Origin of the sequence: Streptomyces sp. NPDC127092 (assembly GCF_042722475.1) — a bacterium.
GTDB lineage: Bacteria > Actinomycetota > Actinomycetes > Streptomycetales > Streptomycetaceae > Streptomyces.
In genome coordinates this window covers 77,654-90,577 of the sequence record NZ_JBHXFE010000015.1, presented here as the reverse complement: position 1 = coordinate 90,577, position 12,924 = coordinate 77,654, and the positions used below count along the sequence as shown (strand labels likewise).

At 73.1% G+C, this 12,924-nt stretch carries 12 protein-coding genes; 8 read left to right on the top strand and 4 right to left on the bottom strand.

Annotated elements, in window-relative coordinates; genetic code table 11:
* Positions 1–66: 66 nt before the first annotated feature.
* Together ACFWJO_RS15155 and ACFWJO_RS15150 are read left to right on the top strand one after the other, a co-directional pair.
* Positions 67–492 carry an ester cyclase gene (locus tag ACFWJO_RS15155; RefSeq protein WP_384406706.1) on the top strand — a complete coding sequence of 142 codons (426 nt, stop codon included), beginning with the start codon at positions 67–69 and terminating at the stop codon, positions 490–492.
* Positions 493–540: 48 nt separating this feature from the next.
* Positions 541–2,592 carry a prolyl oligopeptidase family protein gene (locus tag ACFWJO_RS15150; protein ID WP_386865157.1) on the top strand — a complete coding sequence of 684 codons (2,052 nt, stop codon included), beginning with the start codon at positions 541–543 and terminating at the stop codon, positions 2,590–2,592.
* 1 nt (position 2,593) lies between these two features.
* On the opposite strand, the gene ACFWJO_RS15145 is transcribed toward ACFWJO_RS15150, so the two are convergent.
* From ACFWJO_RS15145 to ACFWJO_RS15135, 3 genes are read right to left on the bottom strand one after another with little or no spacing between them, the layout of a single operon-like run.
* On the bottom strand, positions 2,594–3,901 hold the full coding sequence (locus tag ACFWJO_RS15145; protein ID WP_386865156.1) for an amidohydrolase: 1,308 nt from the start codon (positions 3,899–3,901) through the stop codon (positions 2,594–2,596).
* 30 nt (positions 3,902–3,931) lie between these two features.
* Entirely contained in the window at positions 3,932–4,618 is a 687-nt protein-coding gene (locus ACFWJO_RS15140; RefSeq protein ID WP_386865155.1) for a class I SAM-dependent methyltransferase, read from the bottom strand.
* A 45-nt stretch (positions 4,619–4,663) separates the two neighbouring features.
* Positions 4,664–4,831, bottom strand: coding sequence for a hypothetical protein (locus ACFWJO_RS15135; protein ID WP_386865154.1), 168 nt, complete (start codon positions 4,829–4,831; stop codon positions 4,664–4,666).
* A gap of 175 nt (positions 4,832–5,006) precedes the next feature.
* On the opposite strand from ACFWJO_RS15135, the gene ACFWJO_RS15130 reads away from it, so the two are divergent.
* The 5 genes from ACFWJO_RS15130 (at position 5,007) to ACFWJO_RS15110 (ending at position 11,240) form a co-directional block, all read left to right on the top strand.
* Complete coding sequence (locus ACFWJO_RS15130) at positions 5,007–6,224, top strand: RNA ligase (protein WP_386865153.1); 1,218 nt, start codon at positions 5,007–5,009, stop codon at positions 6,222–6,224.
* Between the two features lie 2 nt (positions 6,225–6,226).
* Positions 6,227–7,141, top strand: a complete 915-nt coding sequence (locus tag ACFWJO_RS15125) for an AAA family ATPase (protein WP_386865152.1) — start codon at positions 6,227–6,229, stop codon at positions 7,139–7,141.
* Positions 7,142–7,210: 69 nt separating this feature from the next.
* On the top strand, positions 7,211–7,927 hold the full coding sequence (locus ACFWJO_RS15120) for a DUF2993 domain-containing protein (protein WP_386865151.1): 717 nt from the start codon (positions 7,211–7,213) through the stop codon (positions 7,925–7,927).
* Positions 7,928–8,054: 127 nt separating this feature from the next.
* Positions 8,055–9,380 (top strand): radical SAM protein, encoded by a 1,326-nt coding sequence (locus ACFWJO_RS15115; RefSeq protein ID WP_386865150.1) that lies wholly within the window; start codon positions 8,055–8,057, stop codon positions 9,378–9,380.
* A gap of 78 nt (positions 9,381–9,458) precedes the next feature.
* Positions 9,459–11,240, top strand: a complete 1,782-nt coding sequence (locus ACFWJO_RS15110; RefSeq protein ID WP_386865149.1) for a serine/threonine-protein kinase — start codon at positions 9,459–9,461, stop codon at positions 11,238–11,240.
* An 18-nt stretch (positions 11,241–11,258) separates the two neighbouring features.
* On the opposite strand, the gene ACFWJO_RS15105 is transcribed toward ACFWJO_RS15110, so the two are convergent.
* Positions 11,259–11,777, bottom strand: coding sequence for a carboxymuconolactone decarboxylase family protein (locus ACFWJO_RS15105; RefSeq protein WP_386865148.1), 519 nt, complete (start codon positions 11,775–11,777; stop codon positions 11,259–11,261).
* A gap of 100 nt (positions 11,778–11,877) precedes the next feature.
* Here ACFWJO_RS15105 and ACFWJO_RS15100 point away from each other — a divergent pair, with 100 nt between their 5' ends.
* Complete coding sequence (locus tag ACFWJO_RS15100) at positions 11,878–12,798, top strand: pirin family protein (RefSeq protein WP_386865147.1); 921 nt, start codon at positions 11,878–11,880, stop codon at positions 12,796–12,798.
* The last annotated feature ends 126 nt before the right edge of the window (positions 12,799–12,924 follow it).

The window sequence follows — 12,924 nt, the reverse complement described above, 5'->3', positions numbered from 1 at the left end:
AAGCGGACAGCGGTGAGAAAATGAGAGGACCGGCCGGCACGCGACAAGGACCACCGGAGGTGGATCATGGGCGAGGCACGCGACGTCATGGACCGGCTCACCGAGGCGGTGACCCACTCGGACCTCACCACGCTCGCCGAGCTCTACGCCGAGGACGCCGTCGCCGTCACACCCGACGAGGGCGAGCTGCACGGACGCGACGCCATCGTCGAGTACTGGCGCACGATGACCGAGTCGATACCGGAGGCGACCTTCACACCCCTCCACCAGTACGAGACCGACGACACCGCGATCGACGAGGGCATCTTCAGCGGCGTCAACACGGGTCCGATCCAGCTGCCCGACGGAGAGACGCTGCCCGCCACGGGCAGGACCGTCACGATCCGCGGGACCGACCTCGCGACCGTCAGGGACGGCAGGATCGAGAGCTACCGGCTGTACTTCGACCAGATGGAGTTCCTCGACCAGCTCGGCCTGCTGCCCCAGGCCTGAGGGGGCCCGCCGCTCCCCGGTGCCGGTGGCGTGGTCCACAATCTCCCCATGAGCGAGACGAGCGCGGACACCGGCACCACCAGCCCCGAAGCCGACCCCTACCTGTGGCTGGAGGACGTCGAGGGCGAGCGGGCGCTCGCCTGGGTGCGCGAGCGGAACGCCGAGACCGCCGCCGAGCTCGCCGGCGACGAGGCCTTCCGCGAGCTCGTCGCCGAGCTGCGCGAGGTCCTCGACGCGCCCGACCGCATCCCGTACACCCGCCGCCGCGGCCCGTACCTCTACAACTTCTGGCAGGGCGCCGGCCACACCCGGGGAATCTGGCGGCGCACCACCCTCGAGGAATACCGCACCGACGAGCCGGCCTGGGACGTGCTGCTCGACCTCGACGCGCTCGCCGACGCCGAGGGCGAGGACTGGACCTGGGCGGGCGCCCAGGTACTGCGGCCCGCGTTCCGCCGGGCCCTGGTCAGCCTCGCGCGCGGCGGCGGCGACGCCGTGGTGGTGCGCGAGTACGACCTGGAGGAGCGGGCGTTCGTCACCGACGGCTTCACGCTGCCCGAGGCCAAGACCGACATCTGCTGGATCGACGAGGACCACGTCTTCGTCGGCACCGACGAGGGCCCCGGCTCCCTGACCGCCTCCGGCTACCCGCGCACCGTGCGCCGCTGGCGCCGCGGCACCCCGCTCGACCAGGCCCCGCTCGTCCACGAGGGCACCGCCTCCGACCTCGCCGTCTCCGCCTGGCACGACCCCACCGAGGGCTTCGAGCGCTCCTTCGCCGTCCGCTACCGGGACTTCTGGCACCACGAGACCCATCTGCTCACCGACGGCGGCGAGCCGGTCCGGATCGACGTCCCCGACGACGCCGACAGCTCCGTGCACCGCGAGTGGCTGCTCGTCACGCCCAAGGCGCCCTGGCTCGGACAACCCGCCGGCTCCCTCCTCGCCTTCCGGTTCGACGACTTCCTCGCCGGACACCGCGAACCCGAGGTGCTCTTCACCCCCGACGAGCGCACCGCCCTGGCCGGTCACTCCTGGACCCGCAACCACCTCGTCGTCGAGACCCTCCAGGACGTCGCCAGCCGGCTGCACGTCCTCACCCCGGCCGCCGGCACCGGCGCCTGGCGGCGCACGGAACTCGCCGACATCCCGCCGCTCGCCTCCGCCGCGCTGACCGACACCGACCCGGACACCGGCGACGAGTACTTCCTCTCCGTCACTGGACACCTCCTCCCGCCCACGCTCCACCGCGGCGAGATCGACGGCCCGGGCGAGCGGATCAAGCAGGCCCCCGAGCGCTTCGACGCCACGGGCCTCGAGGCCCGGCAGTACTTCGCCCTCTCCGCCGACGGCACCCGCGTCCCGTACACCGTCGTCGGCGCCCCCGAGCAGGCGCCCGGCCCCACCCTCCTCACCGGCTACGGCGGCTTCGAGGTCTCCCTCACCCCGTCCTACGACACCGTGCGCGGCCGGGCCTGGCTCGCCCGTGGCGGTACGTACGTGGTGGCCGGCATCCGCGGCGGCGGCGAGTACGGGCCCCGCTGGCACCGCGCCGCGCTCAAGGCCGAACGGCACCGCGCCTACGAGGACTTCGAGGCCGTCGCCCGCGACCTCGTCGCCCGGGGCATCACCACGCCCGGCCGGCTCGGCATCACCGGCGCCAGCAACGGCGGCCTCCTCATGGGCGCCATGCTGGTCCGCAGCCCCGAGCTCTTCGGCGCGATCGTCGCGCACGTGCCGCTGCTCGACATGCTGCGCTTCCACACCCTGCTCGCCGGCGCCAGCTGGACGGCCGAGTACGGCGACCCCGACGACCCGGCCGACCGGCCGCACCTCGCCGCGCTCTCGCCGTACCACCGGCTCGCCGCCGGACGGCCCTACCCGCCCGTCCTGCTCACCACCTCGACCCGCGACGACCGGGTGCACCCCGGCCACGCCCGCAAGGCCGCCGCGCGGCTGCGCGAGCTCGGCCACCGGGTGCTGCTCCACGAGACCCTGGCCGGCGGCCACGCCGGAGCCACCGACCACGAGCAGACCGCCCACAACAGCGCCCTGGAACACACCTTCCTCTGGCGCACCCTCGGCGGCCGCGCCGGCTGACTCAGACCAGGGCGCCGTCGCGGGCCACGACCCGGCCCGCCCGCACCACCAGATCGCGGCGCGGCAGGTCCACCACGGCCTGCGGCACGCACTCGCCCTCGACCAGCATGAAGTCGGCGGGCGCACCGGGCCGCAGGTCCGCCCGGGGCAGCCCGAGCAGCTCAGCGCCGCCGTGCGCGGCCAGCGCGAAGCAGGCCTCGAGGTCCTCGTCGAGCCGGGCGTCGAGGGCCCAGCCCGTCAGCCACGCCCGGTGCAGCATGTCGGCGTTGCCGAACGGACTCCAGTTGTCCCGCACGCCGTCCGAGCCGAGCCCGACCCGCACCCCGCGCTCGGCGAGGCGCCGGAACGGCAGGACCGTGACGGAGGACAGCGCGACCGTGGTCAGCGACACGCCGGCGTCGGCGAGCAGGTCGGCCGTCTCGTCGAGCTCCCGGCCGGACAGCTCGGCCACCGCGAAGGCGTGCGCGACGCTCACCTTCCCCTGGAGGCCCAGCGCCCTGGTGCGAGCGGCGATCTCCCGCAGCGGCGCGAGACCGGTCTCGCCCCGGTCGTGCAGATGGATGTCGAGCCCCAGGCCGTGGCGCTCCGCCAGCGCGAACACCGTCCCGAGCTGGTCGCCGTCCGCGGCCCCCGCGCCACCGCTCGCGTCGAAACCGGCCGGGTCGATCCCGCCGACGTGCGTGATCAGCCCGCTCTTCGCCGCCTCGGCAAGGAGCTCCGCCACACCCGGCGTGCGCACCACGCCGTGCTGAGGGAAGGCGACGAGCTCCACGTCCACGATGCCGCGCAGCCGCTCCCGGGCCTCGGCGACACCCTCCAGGCCCGCCAGCCCGAAGGCGGGCGCCACGTCGGCGTGGGCCCGCATTGCCCGGGTGCCCTGCGCCGCCGCGTGCGCCATCAGCCGGTAGGCCCGCCCGGCCACGGGCGTGGGCAGCGCGCGAGCCAGCTCCACGTCGCCCGCCACGTACTCGGCGATGCCCCCGGCAGCGCGGCGGCTGTGCCAGGGCTCGCCCCACGCGGTCTTGTCCGGGTGGACATGTGCGTCGACCAGGGTCGGCAGCGCCATCAGGCCGGCGCCGTCGACCGTCTCCACCACGGCCCCGTCCGGCACGGCGTCCACCAGGACCCCGTCGACGGCCACGAGGTCGACGGCCGCACCGCCGAAGGGACGCACGTTCCGGAACACGGTGGCGGTGGCGGTGGCGGTCGCGGGCTGCGGGGACGACACGGGGCCTCCTGGCGAGACGATCAGACGGACGCCGACTTGTATACCAAGTTGGTATACCAGCGGCCGTCCGCCCCCCGCCATGCGTCGTCGACGCTCCCGGGTCCTCTGCGTTCAGTCCTCCCGGCGGGCCAGCAGACAGGCCCGTCGTGTCTCCGCCTCGTGCGGATAGGGAGCCCGCTCCAGCCGGGCCTCGATCCGGAAGCCCGCCTCCCGCAGTGCCGACGCGACGGCGGACGGCTCCAGGAAGTGGAAGTCGACATCCACCTCGTGCCCCCACCATTCGGTGAGGTTCCTCACCTCGGTGCCGATGTGGAAGGCGACCAGGAGCCCGCCGCCCGGGCGCAGCACCCGCCGGATCTCCGTGAGGGCAGGGGCGAGCTCGTCCGGCGCGAGGTGGATGAGCGAGTACAGCGCGACGGCCGCGTCGAACTCGCCGTCCCCGGCCGGAAGCCGCAGCAGGTCGCCCTCGCGGAACTCGACCTCGGGGTGCCGTTCACGGCCGATCGCCACCATGGCGGGGGAGAGGTCGACACCGACCACGGTCGCACCGCGACCGGCCAGCCACGCGGAGACGTGCCCGGGCCCACAGCCCAGATCGGCCAGCCGGGCTCCGTCGCCGGCCTGCTCGGCCAGCGCGCCCAACAGCGCCCGGTCGAGCGGCTTGCCGTCCAGCTCGTCGCCGATCCGGACGCGGTACTCCTCGGCCACGGCGTCGTAGCTCCGCCGTACGCGGTCGTGATCCGCGCCACCGTTCCCGCCCGCGCCGCCGGTCCCGCCCGTGCTGTCGGCACCCGTCATGCTCACGCCCCCTGGTCGTCCGCCGTGACCGTACCGGCGGTGCGGCTACTGCATCGGCACACCGGACGGGCCCAGTCCGGCCGGCGGCATCTGGATCACACGGCTGAGGTCGCGCATCACCTCTTCGGCGGTCCGGCGTACGTCACCGGGGACGTCCCCCTGCTCGCGTATGAGCTCGGCATAGATGGGGGCGGTGGTGTCCGCGTAGTTCATTGCGCTCGCTTCCTCGGCCTTCTCCGACGTCCTTCAGGACCGCGAGTCTACGGGGGCGGACGCCCGCCCCCGGTCCCGGGTTCGGATGCCGGACCCACTCGTGGACGGGAAATTCGCTGGTCGGGCCCGCGACGGGACAGAAGAATGAGCCTCCTCGAAACAGGGGAGGGAACCCATGAGCCAGGCCGGCCTGACTCTCGACACGCTGCTGCCGCCGGACGAACTGGCGGCGGCGCTCGCGTCCGGACACGTGACCCGCAAGCCGCACCCCACGCTGCCGCTGTCCCTCTACACGTACACGCGCGTGTGCCAGTACGAAGGCGTGTGGAACCAGGTCACCACCCGTTGCCGCGGCCTCGTCGCCGACGACCGCACCGGCCGCGTCGTCGCCCTCCCGCTGCCCAAGTTCTTCAACGTCTCCGAGCACGAGAGCGACCGCCCCTACGCGCCCGCGCTCCCCGACGAGCCCTTCGAGGTCTACGAGAAGGTCGACGGCAGCCTCGGCGTGGTCTTCCACTACGACGGCCGGTGGCACGTCGCCTCCAAGGGCTCCTTCGTCAGCACCCAGGCCACCTGGGCGCAGCGCCGGCTCGACGCCGCCGACACCTCGGAGCTGGTCCCGGGGACGACGTACCTCATGGAGATCGTCTACCCCGAGAACCGGATCGTCGTCGACTACGGCGGCCGGCGTGACCTCGTGCTGCTCGCCGCCTTCGGCCCGGACGGCACCGAGACGCCGCTCGCCGAGGCCGCCGGCGCCTGGCAGGGCATCGGCTCCGTCGTCACCGTCCACCCGCCGATCGCGCTCGACGAACTCCTGAAGCTCACCGAGACCAGCACGCTCCCCGACGGCAGCCCGTCCACCGGCACCGACGCCGAGGGCTTCGTGCTGCGCTTCGCGTCCGGAGTCCGCGCCAAGGCGAAGATCTCCGAGTACGTGCGGCTCCACAAGGTCCTCACCGGCGTCACCGAGCGCGACATCTGGCGCGGCCACGGCATCCAGCGCTTCGCCGGCACCTCCGCCAAGGTCCTGGCGCAGGGCCTCGGTCTGTCCATGGCCGAGCTCGGCGGCGTCCGCGCCCAGGGCGGCCGTCCCCTCGACGCCCTCCTGGAGCAGGTCCCCGACGAGTTCGACACCTGGGTGCGTTCCGTGATCACCCGCCTGGAGTACGATTTCGCGGCCCGCGAGCGAGCGATCGACGAGGCCTACGCCTCGCTCGCCCACCTCGCCGACGACCGGGGAGCCTTCGCCCGGGCCGCCAAGGCGCTGCCCGACCCGCGGCTGCGCTCCGCCCTCTTCCTGCGCCTCGACGGCCGCCGCACCGACCTGATGGTCTGGCGCGAGCTGCGCCCCGAGACCGCCGACCCCTTCACCACCGACGAGGAGAACTGACCGTGCCCGTGGTCCACGTCATGACCGGACTGCCCGCCTCCGGCAAGACCACCGCAGCCCGCGCCCTCCAGGAGCGGTCCGAGGGCCGGATGCGCCGCGTCAACCTCGACGACCTGCGCACCATGCTCGACCTGCCCGGCGACGGACGCCGCTCGCACGTCCACGAGCAGACCGTGCTCGGCATCCAGGACGCGGCGATCCGCGCCGCCGTCGACGACGGCTTCGACGTCGTCGTCGACAACACCCACCTCACCCCGCACATCCCCAAGCGCCTCAAGGCCGCCGTCGCCGGCCGCGACGCCACCTTCGTCGTGCACGACTTCACCGACGTGCCCGTCGACGAGTGCGTCCGCCGCGACGCCGGCCGTGCCCGGCCCGTCGGCGAGGAGATCATCCGCATCCTCGCCGACAAGCACGCCAAGGCCACCCGCGGCGGCTGGCGGCTCACCGGCGACTGGCTCAACGACCGTCCCGCCGTCACCCCGTACGTCCCCGACCCCGCGCTGCCCTCCGCCGTCCTGTGCGACATCGACGGCACGCTCGCGCTGCGCGGCGACCGCGGACCGTACGACTTCTCGCGCTGCGACCTCGACCTGCTCAACGTGCCCGTGCGCGAGGCCCTGCGCGCCTTCCGGGCGTCCCACCAGGACCGGATCGTGCTGCTCTCCGGGCGCAGCGAGGACCACCGGGAGATGACCGAGGCCTGGCTCGCGCGGTACGAGGTGCCGTACGACGAGCTGTGGATGCGGGCGTCCGACGACGGCCGCTCCGACGACCTCGTCAAGGCCGAGCTGTTCGACGCCCACATCCGCTCCCGCTACGCGGTCCGCGTGTCGCTCGACGACCGGGACCGGGTCGTCGCCGTCTGGCGCCGGATGGGCCTGCCCACCTGGCAGGTCAACTACGGCAACTTCTGAGCACCGCTTAGGATCGGCCGGGCCATGCCCGCAGGGGGCGGACACGGCATCCACGGGGGGAGTACGGGAATGAAGCGGCGCTGGGTGAAGGTGCTCACCGTCACGCTGGTGATACTGGCGGGGCTCTTCGTCGCCGTGGACCGGATCGCCGTCCACTACGCGGAGAAGGAGGCCGTCGCCCTCGTCGAGGAGAAGTACGGCTACGGATCGGGATCGACGAACGGCCTCACCGAGCTCTCGATCCACGGCTTCCCGTTCCTCACCCAGGCCGCGGACCTGAGCTTCGACCACGTGACCCTGACCGCGGGGAACTTCTCCGTCAACACCACGGTCAACGCCCGGGGCGACCACCTCAACGTGCGCAAGCTGAGCCTCGACCTGCACGACCTGACCGCGCCCTCCTTCACCGCGCGCAGCGCCGGCGCCAACCTCGTCACCGGACGCGTGACGATCGGCTACGAGGACCTGTCCGGAGTCGTCTCCCGGCTGCTCGGCAAGGGCGGCGCGCTCACCGTCGCACCGGCCACCGGCGGATCCGGCGGTGCGGGCGGCGACCGGTCGGCGCCGCTGCGCATCACCGGGACCTGGGACGGCAGGCCGATCGACACGACCGCGACCGTGGCGGTCGCCGCCGACGAGTTCCAGCTGCGCGTCCCGGAGCTCGGCGGCAGCACGTACACCTGGCGGGTGCCGATGCCCACGAACACCGACTTCACCGCCGCCCGCTCCCAGCCGGACGGGCTCGAACTGGAACTGACCGGACACCAGGTCGTCCTCGGCGGCTGACCGGCCTCCGCCCCGCGGCCGAGGACGCGTGCGACCGGGGTCGGATACCGGCCCCGGCGGCGCCGTCCTAGGGTGGTCAGTGGCCCATCCGGCTCGCGACCGCACGACCGAGGAGATGTCTTCGCGCATGATCCGCCGCACCGACGAGGTCGAAGACCTCATGCACCGCTTCCCGCACGTCCCGAAGGAGGCGGTGATCAAGGAGGACCTTCTGCGCGGCGGCATCGCCTTCGACGACTCGGCCCTCACCGACTCCGGCGACGAGGCGGCGGGCGAGGTCAAGCCCAAGTCGTACTTCATCTTCTCCTTCGACCACCGCACCCTGCCCGAGCTCGGGCAGGCCGCGCTGCGCCGCCCGCCCGAGGAGATCGTGCTCACCGGCGGGCCGTACGAGCTGCGCCGCACCGTCGTCTCCGTCCGCGTCAACCCGTCCTCGCCCTACAAGGTGGCCGCGGGCGAGGACGGCATGCTCGGGCTCTACCTCGACGGCCGCCGCATCGCGGACGTCGGCCTGCCGCCGATGCCCGAGTACTACCGGCACACCCTCGCCAACGGGAAGTCCGTCATGGAGGTGGCACCCACCATCCAGTGGGGCTACCTGATCTACCTCACGGTCTTCCGCGTCTGCCAGTACTTCGGTGCCAAGGAGGAGTGCCAGTACTGCGACATCAACCACAACTGGCGCCAGCACAAGGCCGCGGGCCGGCCCTACACCGGCGTGAAGGACGTCGAGGAGGTGCTCGAGGCGCTCGCGATCATCGACAAGTACGACACGGCCGGCGCCTCCACCGCGTACACCCTCACGGGCGGCGCCGTCACCTCCCGCGTCGCCGGCAAGGACGAGGCCGACTTCTACGGCCAGTACGCCCAGGCCATCGAGGAGCGCTTCCCCGGCCGCTGGATCGGCAAGGTCGTCGCCCAGGCGCTGCCCAAGGCCGACGTCCAGCGGTTCAAGGACTACGGCATCCAGATCTACCACCCCAACTACGAGGTGTGGGACAAGCGCCTGTTCGAGCTGTACTGCCCCGGCAAGGAGCGGTACGTCGGACGCGACGAGTGGCACCGTCGGATCCTCGACTCCGCCGAGGTGTTCGGCCCGCGCAACGTCATCCCCAACTTCGTGGCGGGCGTGGAGATGGCCGAGCCCTTCGGCTTCACGACGGTCGACGAGGCCATCGCCTCCACGACGGAGGGCCTGGAGTACTTCATGTCGCGCGGCATCACGCCCCGCTTCACCACCTGGTGCCCCGAGCCCACCACTCCGCTCGGCAAGGCCAACCCGGCGGGCGCGCCGCTCGAGTACCACATCCGGCTTCTCGACGCCTACCGGGCGACGATGGAGTCCCACGGCCTCAGCTCGCCTCCCGGCTACGGCCCGGCCGGCCCCGGCCGTGCGGTGTTCTCGGTCAGCTCGTTCATGGACAGCCTCCCGGACTGGGACGAGACGCCGTAGACCGTCTCCCGGGCCCTCCCGGGTTCTCCCGGGGCCTCGGGAGCGGAGGTGTCACCGGAACCGCCTACGATGCCGCCCATGAGTACGAGTGAGGGCGGCAGACCGCTGGTGGACGGGCGGTTCCGGCTGGTCGCGAGACTGGGCAGCGGCGGCATGGGAACGGTGTGGCGGGCGCGGGACGTCGCCCTCGACCGGGACGTCGCCCTCAAAGAGGTACGGCCGCCGGACCCGGCGGCCGCGGAGGCCGATCCCGGCTTCGCCGCGCAGCTGCGTGAGCGCGCCGTCCGGGAGGCACGGGCCCTGGCCCGGCTCTCCCACCCGCACGTCGTGACGATCCATCACATCGTCGAGCCGGGTGACGGTTCGCACCCGTGGATCGTCATGGAACTCGTCGAGGGCCGCTCGCTGTACGACCGGCTCGCCGAAGGCCCGATGTCGCCCGCCGAGGCGGTCACCCTGGGCCGCCAGGTGCTCTCCGCGCTGCGCGCCGCGCACGCCGCGGGCATCCAGCACCGTGACGTGAAGCCCGCCAACGTGCTGCTCCGCCCCGACGGCGGCGCCGTCCTCACGGACTTCGGCATCGCCGCGTTCAACGGCGCGACCTCGCGGCTCACGTCCACCGGCGACCTGATCGGCTCGCCCGAGTTCATCGCACCCGAGCGCGTGCGCGGCGAGGAGGGCAATCCGGCCTCCGACCTGTGGTCGCTGGGCATGCTCCTGTACGTGGCGACCGAGGGCCACCATCCGCTGCGCCGCGCCACGAGCCTGGCGACGGTGGTCGCCGTGCTCGACGACCCGATCCCGGCACCGGTACGGTCCGGGCCGCTCACGCCCGTACTCGAACGGCTCCTGGTGCGCGATCCGGCGGCGCGCCCTGACGGCGCGCTCCTGGACCGGCTGCTCGCGGAGGCCGAGGCGGGCACGCCGGCGGCGATGCCGGCCGCGCCTCCCGTGGGCCCTGCGGCCGGTCCTGCGGTGGGGACTCCGGCCGGACCTCCGGTCGGACCTCCGGTCGGACCTCCGGCCGCGGCCGGTTTCGGCGCCCCGTACGCCCATCCCGCCTACGGGCCGCCCGGCCCGCACGGCCCGCACGGCCCGTCCGGCCCGGTGCCGGCGGGGGCGTGGGCCGCGCCGACCGTCCCGTCCGGCGGCTTCGGGCGGCCCGCCCCGTCCCGTACCGGACGACGTGCCGGCCTGGTCGCCGGCGCGGTGGTGCTGACGGGCGCCGCCGTGCTGGGCGTGGTGAACCTGCTGCCCGACGGCGGTACCGACGGCGGACGCGGTACCGGGGCGAAGGGCGGCGCCTCCTCTTCTGCCGCGAGTTCGCCGGCGACCTCTCCGGCGGGCCGTACGCCGACCGTGGCCGGTGCCCCCGGCACCGCCGACCCGGGCACGACGGCACCCCGAGGCAGCCTGCTCACCACGGCGAACGTCCGTGGCGTCGTCAAGGCGCTGGGTGATGCCGCCGGCAGCACCACCATGAAGGAACTCACGGTCTACGAGGGCTACGCGCTGGCCTCCATCCCGACCCGGCCCGGGGCGAGGACGTACGACCGGTGGGAGTTCCGCAACGGCGTGGCCCGCAGGACCGGCCCCGGCGGGACGCTGGGCACCGACCCGGACGACCAGCCCTTCGACGTCGGCGCCATGGCGTGGGACACGCTTCCGTCGCTGATGCGGCGCGGCGAGAAGGAGCTGAAGGTGGAGAACCCGACGATGCGTTATGTCGTCGTCGACCGCTGGACCTTCAACGAGGACCGTCCCACGATGCGCTTCTACCTCATCAACGAGTACAGCGCGGTGGGCTATCTGACGGCCGACCAGAAGGGGAAGGTCGTGGCCAGCTATCCGGCGTCCTGACGGCCGGGGGCGGACGGCTCAGTGGCCGGCGGACCCGCGGACGGGGTGCTTGCTGAGGATCGAGACCCGGTTGAAGGCGTTGATCGTGATCGCCACCCAGATCACCGCGGACAGCTCGTCGTCGCTCAGCACCTGACGGGCCTCGGCGTAGGCGCGGTCCTGGGCGTCGGCCTGCTCCGGGTGGGTGGTCGCCTCGGCGAGGGCGAGCGCGGCGCGCTCGCGGGCGGTGAAGAGCTCGGTGTCCCGCCAGGCGGCGAGCACGCCGAGGCGCCGGGTGGTCTCACCGGCCCGCAGCGCGGCCCGGGTGTGGACGTCGAGGCAGGAGGCGCAGCCGTTGAGCTGGGAGACCCGGAGGTTGACCAGCTCCACGAGGACGCGGTCGAGGCCCGCCTCGGCGGCGGTCTTCCGGACGGTCTCGGCCGTGGCCAGGAGGGCGCGGTAGGCGGCGGGGTTCTGCTTGTCGAGGTAGATCCGCCGGTCCGCCCGGGCGGACCGCGCGGCCACGGCCGCCGTAGCCGCCGTCCCAGTCTCAGTCACCTGGTGCTCCTTCGCCTTCGCTGTTGTTGCGGTATGTCTTCCTGGCTATCATCCTCCATGATTGTTGAAAATGGAACTATCTTGGGGAAGGGGTCGGGAGATGACTGGCACGGAGGTCGAGGTCCTTACCGCACGGGACGTCCCGCTGGGCGGCCCGCGCGCCATGACCGTGCGCCGCACACTGCCCCAGCGGGCCCGGAGCTTCATCGGGGTCTGGTGCTTCGCCGACCACTACGGCCCCGACCTCGTCGCCGACTCGGGCGGCATGGACGTGGCCCCGCACCCGCACACCGGGCTGCAGACGGTGAGCTGGCTCTTCAGCGGCGAGATCGAGCACCGCGACAGCCTCGGCACCCACGCTTACGTGCGGCCGGGAGAGATCAACCTCATGACCGGCGGCCACGGCATCAGCCACTCCGAGGTCTCCACACCCGGCACCACCGTCCTGCACGGCGTCCAGCTGTGGCTCGTCCTCCCTGACGCACACCGCCACGCCCCGCGCGACTTCCAGCACCACGCGCCGAAGCCGCTCCGCGTCGACGGAGCCGAACTCAGGGTCTTCCTGGGCACGCTGGCCGGCGACACCTCGCCGGTACGCACCTTCACGCCGCTGCTCGGCGCCGAACTCCTCGTCGACCCCGGAGCCACCGTCACCCTCGACGTCGACCCGGCCTTCGAGCACGGCCTCCTCGTCGACGAGGGCGCGGTGCGCCTCGCCGACACCGTCCTCAAGCCCGCCGAACTCGGCTACGTGCCCACGGGACGCACGACCCTCACCCTCACCAACGAGTCCGGCCACCGCGCGCGGGCGGTCCTGCTGGGCGGCACGCCGTTCGAGGAGGAGATCGTCATGTGGTGGAACTTCATCGCCCGCACGGACGAGGAGATCCGCCAGGCGAGGGAGGACTGGATGTCGGGCACCCGCTTCGGCGAGGTCGTCGGCTACGCCGGCACCCCGCTCCGGCTGCCCGCACCCGAACTCCCCACCACGCCGCTCAAGCCACGCCGCAACCCCCGCTGACCCGGCGTCGCCTCCCGCTCGAAGGCCGCACGGAGCCGAACGCGCCTCCGTGCGGCCCGCCGTGATCCGGCCGCCGTATCGGTCAATGACGACTCTGCCTTCTGCCCGGCTGCCCTTCCGCGTGCC

Excerpts from the sequence above, each read along its gene's own strand:
- ACFWJO_RS15155 (WP_384406706.1), top strand. The coding sequence starts at position 67 with ATGGGCGAGGCACGCGACGTCATGGACCGGCTCACCGAGGCGGTGACC.
- ACFWJO_RS15150 (WP_386865157.1), top strand. The coding sequence starts at position 541 with ATGAGCGAGACGAGCGCGGACACCGGCACCACCAGCCCCGAAGCCGAC.
- ACFWJO_RS15145 (WP_386865156.1), bottom strand. The coding sequence starts at position 3,901 with ATGGCGGGGGGCGGACGGCCGCTGGTATACCAACTTGGTATACAAGTC.
- ACFWJO_RS15140 (WP_386865155.1), bottom strand. The coding sequence starts at position 4,618 with ATGACGGGTGCCGACAGCACGGGCGGGACCGGCGGCGCGGGCGGGAAC.
- ACFWJO_RS15135 (WP_386865154.1), bottom strand. The coding sequence starts at position 4,831 with ATGAACTACGCGGACACCACCGCCCCCATCTATGCCGAGCTCATACGC.
- ACFWJO_RS15130 (WP_386865153.1), top strand. The coding sequence starts at position 5,007 with ATGAGCCAGGCCGGCCTGACTCTCGACACGCTGCTGCCGCCGGACGAA.
- ACFWJO_RS15120 (WP_386865151.1), top strand. The coding sequence starts at position 7,211 with ATGAAGCGGCGCTGGGTGAAGGTGCTCACCGTCACGCTGGTGATACTG.
- ACFWJO_RS15115 (WP_386865150.1), top strand. The coding sequence starts at position 8,055 with ATGATCCGCCGCACCGACGAGGTCGAAGACCTCATGCACCGCTTCCCG.
- ACFWJO_RS15110 (WP_386865149.1), top strand. The coding sequence starts at position 9,459 with ATGAGTACGAGTGAGGGCGGCAGACCGCTGGTGGACGGGCGGTTCCGG.
- ACFWJO_RS15100 (WP_386865147.1), top strand. The coding sequence starts at position 11,878 with ATGACTGGCACGGAGGTCGAGGTCCTTACCGCACGGGACGTCCCGCTG.